The sequence below is a fragment of the Thiohalocapsa marina genome, assembly GCF_008632335.1.
GTDB classification, from domain to species: domain Bacteria; phylum Pseudomonadota; class Gammaproteobacteria; order Chromatiales; family Chromatiaceae; genus Thiohalocapsa; species Thiohalocapsa marina.
In genome coordinates, this window is the sequence record NZ_VWXX01000068.1 from 1 (window position 1) to 5,926 (window position 5,926).

Consider the following 5,926-nt stretch of genomic DNA (forward strand, 5'->3'; position numbering starts at 1 on the left):
TTCGCTTATCCGCCCTACCGTGCTTCGGGCGTGCGTGGCCTGTGGCGGATGCGCTTCGCTTATCCGCCCTACCGTGCTTCGGGCGTGCGTGGCCTGTGGCGGATGCGCTTCGCTTATCCGCCCTACCGTGCATCCGTGTAGGTTATTTCTGAATCGTGCCTTAGCGGCTTCGCGGCACGCCATCGGCGTTGTATTCAGGCGCCGAGCAGGTCCTTGAGGGCAGAGAGGTGGGCCTTGCCGCGCTGGCGGCGTTCTTCGCTGCTTTGCTCGCGTTGGTCGGGGTGGTCGAGGTCGGCGCCGGGGAGTTCGTCGAGGAAGCGGCTGGGGTCGCAGATGACGGTCTCGCCGTAGCGGCGGCGGCGGCGGGCGCGGGTGAAGGTGAGGCTGTTGCGGGCGCGGGTGATGCCGACGTAGGCCAGGCGGCGTTCTTCTTCGATGCTGTCTTCTTCGATGCTGGTGCGGTGGGGCAGCAGTTCTTCTTCCATGCCGACCAGGAAGACATGCGGAAACTCCAGGCCCTTGGCGGCGTGCAGGGTCATGAGGTGTACGCGGTCGCCGCCTTCTTCTTCCTCCTGGCGCTCGAGCACGTCGAGCAGGGACAGGTGGGCGACCATGTCGGCGAGGGTGTCCTTGCGGGCTGAACGCCTTGGCGCGGCGGCATCCCCGGTGCGCTGGTCCGTTGGTTGCACCGGTGGCTGTCCTGATTGCTGGCTGGTTTGCTGGTCGCCCTGCTGGGCGTTTTGCTGACCCGTCCGCTGGCCAGTCTGGCGCTCGCCGCTCAGGGTCTCGAGCCAGCCGATGAGGTCGTGGACGTTGTCGATGCGCCGCTCGGCGGCGGCCAGGCTGGGGCTGTTGTCCTTGAGCCAGCCGGCGTAGTCCATGGTGTCGATCAGCGTGCGCACGGTGGCGACGGGTTCGCTGTGGGCGTGCTGGGCGGCGGTCTGGATCCAGTCGGCGAACTCCGCCAGCCGCCGGCACTGGCGCTGGCCCAGGTGCTCGCTCAGCGCAAGGTCGGTGCAGGCGGCGAGCAGGCTGACTCGGCGCTGGGCGGCGACCTGGGCCAGCTGCTCCAGGGTGCCGGGGCCGATCTCGCGGCGCGGTACGTTGACGATGCGCAGGAAGGCGGCGTCGTCGTCGGGGTTGGCCAGCAGGCGCAGGTAGGCCATCACGTCCTTGACCTCGGCGCGGGCGAAGAACGAGGTGCCGCCGGTGAGGAAGTACGGGATGTTGAGCGTGCGCAGGGCCTGCTCGAACAGCCGCGCCTGGTGGTTGCCGCGGTAGAGGATGGCGACATCACCGTAGGCACGGCCCTTGGTGACATGGCCGTGCAGGATCTCGCCGGCGACGCGCTCGGCCTCGTGGGTCTCGTCGCGGCAGATGAGCACGCGGGCGGGCTCGCCGGGGCCGAGTTCGCTCCACAGGCGCTTCTGGAAGATGTGCGGGTTGTTGGCGATGAGGCCGTTGGCCAGCTTGAGGATGCGCGCGCTGGAGCGGTAGTTCTGCTCCAGCATGACGACCTTGAGGGTGGGATAGTCGTCGCGCAGGCGGGCCAGGTTCTCCGGCCGGGCGCCACGCCAGGCGTAGATGGACTGGTCGTCGTCGCCGACCACGGTAAAGGCACCGCGGGGGCCGACCAGCAGGCGCACCAGCTCGTACTGGGCGCCGTTGGTGTCCTGGTATTCGTCGACCAGCAGGTGGCGGATGCGTTGCTGCCAGGTCTCGCGGATGTCGGCGCGGCTGCTGAGCAGCTGCACCGGGCGCCGGATCAGGTCATCGAAGTCTACCGCGTTGTAGGCGGCCAGGCTGCGTTCGTAGTCTTGGTACAGCTGCGCGAGCTGGGCCTCGAAGGCGTCTTCGGCGCAGCTGGCGGCGCGGGCCGGGTCGATGAGGTCGTTCTTCCAGCGGGAGATGCGGCCGAGGGCGGCGGCGGGGGTGACGGCCTCGAGCAGACCGGCGGTGCGCAGGTGCTCCTTGAGCACGGTCTCGCCGTCCTGGGGGTCGAACAGGGAGAAGCCCGGGCGCAGGCCGGCGGCCTCGGCCTCGCGACGCAGCAGGTTGAGGCCGAAGGTGTGGAAGGTGGAGACGGTGAGTCCGTGCCCGGCGCGGCCCTTGAGCAGTTGCGCCACGCGGGCCTTCATCTCGCGGGCGGCCTTGTTGGTGAAGGTCAGGGCGCAGATGGCGCGCGCCGGCAGGCCGCGCTCGGCGATCAGGTAGGCGATCTTGCGCGTGATGACGCGGGTCTTGCCGGAGCCGGCGCCGGCGATGACCAGCAGCGGCCCGCCGACATGGCGTACGGCTTCGGCCTGGCGGGGGTTGAGTCCTTGCATGGGGTGGAGCATGGTGGAGGGCGCGGCGGTTGTCTACCCTGGCTGCTTGCGCTTTGGTGGATGGGGCTGCGGTTGTCCGCCCTGGCTGCTTGCGCTTTGGTGGATGGGGCTGCGGTTGTCCGCCCTGGCTACTTGCGCTTTGGTGGACGGCGCTGCGCTTGTCCACCCTACCTGCTGGCGTCTGGTGGATGGGGCTGCGGTTGTCCGCACTACCTGCTGGTGGACGGTGCTGCGGTTGTCCGCACTACCTGCTGGTGGACGGCGCTGCGCTTGTCCACCCTACGGTTATGATGATTTTGCGTAGGGTGGACAAGCGAAGCGCCGTCCACCAGAAAATTGTCCTCCCTACGCTGTGACGAGGTTTGGTGATTTACGCCATGTTCTACCGTTGTCTGGATGGCTTTTTTAATCCTGGGTCGATTGCGCTGGTCGATGCCGGGGATCCGCGGGGCCGCGCTGCCGGGGTGCTGGCGCGCAATCTGATCAAGGGTGGCTTCAAGGGGACTATCACGCCGGTGACGGCGCGCCGCAGGAGCGTTGCCGGGCTGCGCGCCGTGGCGGATGTGGCTGCGTTGCCGCATGCGCCGGATCTGGCGGTGATCTGCGCGCCCCTGGCGGCGCTGCCGGCGCTGATCGAGGCCCTGGGTGAGCGCGGCACGCTGGCGGCAGTTGCGATCAGCACGGACGGAGGCGGCTCCGGCGAGCAGCGGCAGCAGCGCGAGCAAGGCGGAGAGGACGGGCAGGACAAGCAGTGGGCGCAAGGCGGGCAGAACGGGCAGAACCCGCAGGACCAGCAGCGGGAGCAAGAGGGGCAGGCTGAGCAGGATGGTCTGGGCAGGCCTGGTCGCCTTGGCGGTGCCGGCGAGTCGAGCCGTGCCGAGCTGCGGGACGCGGCGCGGGCGGCGGCCAGGCGCCACGGGCTGCGGCTGATCGGGCCAGACAGCCTGGGGCTGTTGGTGCCGGGGCGGCGGCTGAACGCCAGTCTGGCCCATCGCCCTGCCCTTGCGGGGAATCTGGCCTTTGTGGCCCAGTCCGGCGCCATGGTCAACGCCGTGATCGACTGGGCGGAGCCCCGCGGCATCGGCTTTTCGCATCTGATCTCGCTGGGTGACATGGCGGATGTGGGCTTTGGTGACCTGCTGGACCATCTGGCCGGCGATCCGGGGACCCGGGGCATCCTGTTGTATGTGGAGGCCATCGACGATGCCCGCCACTTCATGTCTGCGGGGCGAGCGGCAGCGCGCATGAAGCCCGTGATTGTGGTCAAGGCCGGGCGCTGTGCCGACCTGCGGCGGGCCGGGCCCGAGGACACGGCGGGCGGCATGGGCGCCAGCAGCGATGCCGCCTACGATGCGGCCTTTCGACGCGCCGGACTGCTGCGGGTGTATCGGCTGGCGGAACTGTTCGACGCGGCGTCGATCCTGTCAACGCCGAGACCACGCTGCGGCGATCGTTTGCTCATCCTGGGCAACGCCGGCGGGATGGCCATGCTGGCCGCCGATGAGCTGATCCATCAGGGCGGCCGGCTGGCGACGCTGTCGGAGCCAACCCGGCAGGCGCTGGCGCAACGGCTGCCGGCCGCCTGGTCGCGGACCAATCCGGTGTATCTGGGCGCCGATGCCGACGGCAAGCGCTACCGTGCGACGCTGGAGATCCTGCGCCGCGAGCCTGCCGCGGACGCCCTGCTGGTGCTGCATTGTCCCAGCGCCCTGAGCTCGGCGGATGAGGCCGCCCAGGCCGTCATCGACACCGCGGGGCCAGCGGCAACGGTCGGCGCCCCGCTGCTGCTGACCTGCTGGGTGGGCGAGTGCAGCATGCAGCACGCCCGCAAGGCCTTCGCGGCACAGGGCATCCCCAGCTTCGACACGCCAGAGCATGCGGTGCGCGGTTTCATGTATCTGGCCCGGCACCAGCGCAATCAGCAGATGCTCACCGAGACCCCACCGTCGCTGCCCGACGAGGATTACCCGCATCGGGAGCAGGCGCGGGCACTGCTGCAAGGCATCGCCGCCGAAGACTGGACGGCCCGCAACGGCCGGCTGAGCGTCGATGAATCCGGGCAACTGCTGTCGGCCTATGGCATCGAATGGGCGCCGACGCAGTTGGCTGGGGACGCGAATATGGCGGCACAGCAGGCCGGAGCAACAACAGCATCGCCGCAGGTCGGACGGAGCACGGCAACAGCAGCGGCGTTGCAACAGGCAGGACGGCCCGGCGGCACGACAGCCAACGGCACCCTGGCGCTGACCCTGGGGGTGGTCGACGACCCCCGATTCGGACCGCTGATCCTGGCCGGTCCGGGGGGCAATCACCTCCCGAGCCGCTGTGCGACTGGTTGGGGGACCGGCGGCGATGACAGCTGTTGGCCTGGTGACGCGGCCAGCGGCGAGACCGGCTGCGGGACCGGCTGCGGGACTGGCTGCGGGACTGGTTTCGGGACTGATTATGCTCTGGATGCCGAGGCCGCACTGGGGCTGCCGCCGTTGAACCTGCGCCTGGCGCATGAGTTGCTGTCGCGCACAGGCATCCTTCGGCGGTTGCTGTCGACGGCTCGCGCGTCAGCGAAGGCACTGGATGCGAAGGCGCTGGAAGCAAGGGCGCTGGATGCGGCGGCGCTGGATGCAGCAGCGCTGGCGCTGGTGCGACTGTCGCAACTGGTGTGTGACCTGCCGGCCATGCGCGCCTTGACGATCGACGCGCTGCTGGTGACTGGCCACGGGGTCATCGCCCGGGACGCGCGGGTGTGCATCGACGCTGCCGCGGTTGCCGCAACGAACAACCAGCGACTGGCCATTCGCCCCTATCCGCGGGAACTGGAGCAGAAGGTGCCCCTGGGCGACGGCCGCACGCTGCTACTGCGCCCGATCCTGCCGGAAGACGAGCCGGCGCTACAGGAGGCCGTCGCCGGGCTCACGCCGGAGGAGGCCCGGCTGCGCTTCTTCGCGCCCATGCGCACATTGAGCCACGTGGCGGCGGCCAGGTTTACCCAGATCGACTACGATCGTGACATGGCGCTGGTGCTGGCGGATCCGGGGGTGCCCGGACGCAGCCGCATCCATGGCGTGGTGAGCCTCAACGCCGGTGCCGATGGCCGGAGCGCCGAATATGCCGTGCTGGTGCGCCACGACATGGCGGGCATGGGCCTGGGGATCCTGCTCGTGCGCCGGATCATCGAATACGCCCGCCAGCGCGGCATCCAGGAGGTGGTGGGCGACGTGCTGCGCGACAACCGGACGATGCTGAAACTGTGCAAGGTGCTCGGCTTCAGCCTGCAGCGCGATCCGGAGGATCTGGACATCGTCAAGGTCCGGCTCAGTATCGAAACACCCTGATGGCAGCAAACAGCCGTTAGCGGATTGTGGTGCGCGTAGTCGGCATTGGTTGGCATTGGTAGCGGTGGTGTTGGTGGACGGCGCTTCGCTTGTCCACCCTACCCTCTACCTCTAAAAAACCACGGTAGGGTAATGGAATGGTCCGCCCCGCTCCTCCAACGCGCCCAGAGCGGGCACAATGAGCGATGGACTTGAAGCATCGTCAACCGAGGTAGCGGAGCAGACCAATGACAGAGCGTAGCAAAGAACAGCCGATCACGTTCGTTG

At 68.8% G+C, this 5,926-nt stretch carries 2 protein-coding genes; one reads left to right on the top strand and one right to left on the bottom strand.

The genetic code is table 11. From position 1 onward, the window contains the following. Positions 1–194: 194 nt before the first annotated feature. Positions 195–2,327 (bottom strand): UvrD-helicase domain-containing protein, encoded by a 2,133-nt coding sequence (locus F2Q65_RS19110; RefSeq protein ID WP_150094989.1) that lies wholly within the window; start codon positions 2,325–2,327, stop codon positions 195–197. A gap of 377 nt (positions 2,328–2,704) precedes the next feature. On the opposite strand from F2Q65_RS19110, the gene F2Q65_RS19115 reads away from it, so the two are divergent. After that, positions 2,705–5,659 carry a bifunctional acetate--CoA ligase family protein/GNAT family N-acetyltransferase gene (locus F2Q65_RS19115; RefSeq protein ID WP_150094990.1) on the top strand — a complete coding sequence of 985 codons (2,955 nt, stop codon included), beginning with the start codon at positions 2,705–2,707 and terminating at the stop codon, positions 5,657–5,659. Positions 5,660–5,926: the final 267 nt, after the last annotated feature.

Bases quoted from the DNA above. Each gene is read 5' to 3' on its own strand.
- F2Q65_RS19115 (WP_150094990.1), top strand. From the start codon at position 2,705: ATGTTCTACCGTTGTCTGGATGGCTTTTTTAATCCTGGGTCGATTGCG.
- F2Q65_RS19110 (WP_150094989.1), bottom strand. From the start codon at position 2,327: ATGCAAGGACTCAACCCCCGCCAGGCCGAAGCCGTACGCCATGTCGGC.